Annotated in this window: 4 protein-coding genes; 3 read left to right on the top strand and 1 reads right to left on the bottom strand. The window is 58.8% G+C overall.

Going from position 1 to position 4,379, the window contains the following annotated elements:
* Both QT222_RS05685 and QT222_RS05680 read left to right on the top strand, forming a co-directional pair.
* On the top strand, positions 1-204 hold a 204-nt coding region (locus tag QT222_RS05685; RefSeq protein ID WP_491476588.1), incomplete at its 5' end, for a ThuA domain-containing protein.
* Between the two features lie 130 nt (positions 205-334).
* Positions 335-1,093: an SDR family oxidoreductase gene (locus QT222_RS05680; protein WP_491476587.1), complete on the top strand. Its 759-nt coding sequence runs from the start codon at positions 335-337 to the stop codon at positions 1,091-1,093.
* Positions 1,094-1,380: 287 nt separating this feature from the next.
* Here the strand turns inward: QT222_RS05680 and QT222_RS05675 are convergent, their stop codons facing one another.
* Positions 1,381-2,256, bottom strand: coding sequence for a hypothetical protein (locus QT222_RS05675; protein ID WP_491476586.1), 876 nt, complete (start codon positions 2,254-2,256; stop codon positions 1,381-1,383).
* 502 nt (positions 2,257-2,758) lie between these two features.
* On the opposite strand from QT222_RS05675, the gene QT222_RS05670 reads away from it, so the two are divergent.
* Complete coding sequence (locus tag QT222_RS05670) at positions 2,759-4,291, top strand: response regulator (RefSeq protein ID WP_491476585.1); 1,533 nt, start codon at positions 2,759-2,761, stop codon at positions 4,289-4,291.
* The last annotated feature ends 88 nt before the right edge of the window (positions 4,292-4,379 follow it).

The following is a 4,379-nucleotide window of genomic DNA, read 5'->3' as shown; positions in this document are numbered from 1 at the left end:
GGCGGGAAAGTGTTCCGGAGCGGGTGTTGCTACACTCGCGGGGAGGGTCGCATCTTCTACTTCCGACCGGGACACGAGACGTACCCAATCTACGACCAACCCGAAATTCGAACCATTCTCGCGAACGCTGTCGACTGGGCAGCCCCCGGCGACGGACCGAATCCGTACTTCGGAAACTCGGAGCCGCTCGAAGACCTCGATTGAGTTGGCCGCGACACCGACTTACCTTCTGGTTCAAAAGTATCAATTGAACAAAGACTATGGTGGGAAACGTTCAACTAGTTCACTACGGCCTGAACCACTCGGAGTAGGGTAGGCGGGCCGTGTTGATATTATGAAAGGAATCGAAGGAAAAGTCGCCCTCGTTACGGGCGCTGCATCCGGTATCGGACGGTCGACTGCGCTGCGCTTTGCGGAAGAGGGTGCAAAGGTTGCACTCTCGGACGTACAGGTCGACGCTGGGAAAGAGGTGGTCAGCGAGATAGAGCAAAACGGTGGCGAAGCCGTGTTCTTCGAGGCCGACGTTTCGAAGGAAGCGGACGTCTCTGACCTCGTCGACAAAACGGTACGCGAGTTCGGCGGACTCGACTTCGCGCACAACAACGCGGGTATCGAGGGAACGCCCAACTCCATCCCGGACATGCCTCTGGAAGATTTCCAGCAGGTCGTCGACATCAACCTCACCGGCGTCTTCCTCGGTATGAAGTACGAGATTCCGCATCTCGTCGAGAACGGTGGCGGCGCAATCGTCAACACGTCTTCGGTTGCTGGGTTGACCGGTACGCCGAACCTCGCGCACTACTACGCGACCAAACACGGCGTCATCGGCCTGACCCGCTCGGCCGCCCTCGAAGTCGCAACCGAGGATGTCCGCGTCAATGCCGTCTGTCCGGGGGCCATCGAGACGCCGATGATAGACCGCGCTGCCGCCGACAACGAGAAAGTGAGAGAGGGCCTCCTCGCGAGCGAACCGGTCGGTCGCTTCGGAGAACCCGAAGAGGTCGCAAGTGCCGTCGTCTACCTCTGTTCCGACGACGCATCGTTCGTCACCGGACACCCGATGGTCGTCGACGGCGGGTTTGTCGTCCCGTAACCGGACGCCTTGCGAACTGGACCCTGAGTTTTCATCTCGGGCACGTCCCGGATTTTTCACCCCGACAACCGGCGACTGTTCCGTGTCCGAAAAAGCGCCGAGTGCAATAAGTACCCACAGTCCTCAATAAACTAACATGGCACAATCGTCGGGTGGACAGCGACTCATGTTCGTCCTGTTCGCGGTCGCAACGCTCATCTTCCTCCTCGGTATCGTCGTTATCGGCTTCCTCTCTGGCGCGATTTGAATCACGCCCCTTCGGCTCTGCGTACCCCTGTGTATCGAACTCAGCGGGTCGCGTCGTCCGGATGGAAGGTCTGTCCGCGCTTTTTATCTGCGGTCATCCGGCGGAGTGTCGCCGCCGCGTTGCTCGCGTCGTAGCCGAAGAGTACGTCGTCCGCGTACTCGTCTGCGACTTCGACCGCGTGAATGAGGTCGTCGACATCGACGTTGACGGCGTACAGTTCGAGCGAGAACGCCACGTCGTAGGGGTCGAGAAGCGAGATGAATCCCTTGGCGATAGTCTCTAACCAGTACGTCGTCCCGTAGTACGTATCGTAGAGCGGGACGACGAACTCGTCGACATACTCCGAGAGCGCCTCGATGTCGAGGCCCGCCCGGCGGTAGAGGTGGCCGGGATAGGGGTCGGGGTAGAGGGTGAGATAGACGCGACCGGGGATTCGCTCGGCGGCCTCGGCGACGAAGTCGGTGATGACCTCGGCGCGCCACTCGAACCACGCGTCTTCGTCGTCGGCGTCGCGGTCGTGTTCGTCGGCCCACGTCTCGAACTGACTCGTACACCGGTCACATTGGCAGTACTCGTCGCGGGGGAAGCCAACGTCGTCGAGTCGCACGTCCCCGTTTTCTGCGGCGGCGTCGTCGATGATTTCGAACAGGCCCGCGCGGTACTTCTCGTTGGTCGGACAGATGTATGCCCAGTCGAAGTAGGTTCGGTCCCGCGTCGCCAGATTCCCTTCGCCGTCGACGGGGACGAGGTCTGGACTCTCGTTTGCGGCGGCGTTGTCGCCGAAACACGAAATCATGTTTACGGCGTTCGGAAGCGGCGCGGCCGCCCGTCCGGTCACGTCCTTGACCTCGTAGAACCCGCGGTCGAACTCGGGCCAGTCGACTTCGTCTGCGTTGCGCGTGACGACCCCGTACATGGTTCCGCTTTCGCGTGGCCGTCGGGTAAGTCGTTCGTTCTCAGGCTTCGGAAGGATGGATGTGACGCGAACCGAGAATTGAAATCGGTGGATAGTCGGCCATATAACTCACAACATTCGTGGCGGTGTATCTTCTTTCGTGTGGCGGTGTATTCACTCTGAGAGCTGCAGTTGTGGAACTCGGTCGAGGGTGACCGAGCGATAAACGAATGGGGGAAGTTACTCTTCGATCTCGACTTCGACGGTCTCTCCATTGCCGGAGAAGACAGTGTATAGGAGTGCGACGAGTGCCAGTACCAAGACGAGTTTCGCCTTCTTGGACATATTCTGATTTACGACGGCACGACACTAATTGATTACGACATGATTTCAACACGATTGGTTCTGGGAGTCCGACCAACGACTCGAATTTGACTTGATTACGGACCCGAGTAAACAACCACAGAAACATTATCACTCTGGGAGACATTCACTAACTTGCACAATTCGTGCTTGATTCTGTATGTCCTTCGACTCGTCACTTCGTATCCTCTCGGTCGGCGGCGGCCGAGAAATCGCCCGTGCTGTAGAGCATGCCGTAACGCGGGTGACGGTCGAAACCGCCGAGACACTCGACGCTGCGTGCTCGGCACTCGATGCGGACAGTCCGTTCGACTGTCTCGTCCTGACTGAGACGCTTCCGGACGGCGATGGCTCGTCACTCCTCCGAGAGATTCGAGCGTCGGAGTCGGACCTCCCCGTCGTTTTTCTGGCGGACGAACCCACGTCACAGTCGGTGACTGAACTCGTCGACTTGGGTATCTCGGGCTACCTCAAGAACGACGACCTCGACCCGGAGACCGAACTCGCTCCGCGCGTCGGACGCCTTGCACGCCAATACCGAGTCGACCAATCGACCCGAGTTTCGGTCACCGAAAGCGGGGAGGTAGACAATAGAGAGTGGGTCGTCGAAGATGCACTCGACGCGCTCGACGACGTGTTCTACGTCTACGACCAGTCCGGAAGGCTCGTCTCGTGGAACAGTCGCTTTAGCGAACTCACCGAGAAATCCGACGAGGAACTCTTCGAAACGCCCGCCGAGTCGTTCTTCGAAGAGGGCGACCGAGAAGTTGTCAAGCGGGCAGTCAACCAAGTGCTGGAGAACGGGGAGACAGTCTTTGAAGCCCGACTACCGACGACGAAGGGAACGATACTGTTCCAACTTACCGGACACCGACTCGTCGCTCCGGACGGTACAGTCGTCGGTTTCTGCGGAGTCGGTCGCGACATCACGGTACTCCGTCGACACGAAGAACAACTCGCTCGGCAAAACGAACGCCTCGACGAGTTCGCCCGCGTCCTCTCGCACGACCTTCGAAATCCCCTATCTATCTCGACGGGCTTTCTCGACCTTGCACGACAGCAGAACGACTCGGAGTATCTCGAACGGGTCGCAACCTCGCTGGACCGGATGAGTGAAATCGTCAACAACGTCTTGAAAGCGGCACGGCGGGGGACCACAGTTGTCGAGTTCTCACCGGTCTCGTTCGAAGGCATCGTCGGACAGGCGTGGGATACCGCTGACACGGGTGATGCGACACTCGTTATCGACTCGGAGCAAATAATCCATGCCGACCCCGGACGCCTCCAGCGACTGTTCGAGAACCTCTTTCGAAACGTCGCTGACCACGCTGGTACGTCGCCGACGGTAACTGTCGAGGTTCTGGACTCGGAAGACGGATTTGCGGTCGAAGACGACGGCAACGGCATCGACTCCAGTATCGCTACTCAGGTGTTCGAACCCGGATTTACGACCGCACCGGACGGAACGGGATTCGGACTCGACATCGTCCGGTCGCTGGCTGAGGCTCACGGTTGGTCTGTTTCTGTTGTCGACAGTTCGTCGGGCGGTGCTCGCTTCGAGTTCGACGGCGTCACGTTCTCCGATACAGACTGCGATGACGCGGACTTCGACGGTCTAGACTACATCGATACGGACCGCGACACCGACAACGTGGACGAGAGTTCTGACGAATCTGAGCCAAGCAAAACGTAAGCGTCGATTAGTTGACGTCGAGAGTGGTTTCGACGATTAGTTGACGTCGAGAGTGGTTTCGACGATTAGTTGACGTCGAGAGTGGTTT

This window comes from Haloferax sp. s1, assembly GCF_058382125.1.
This window is presented reverse-complemented; position numbering and strand designations above follow the sequence as displayed.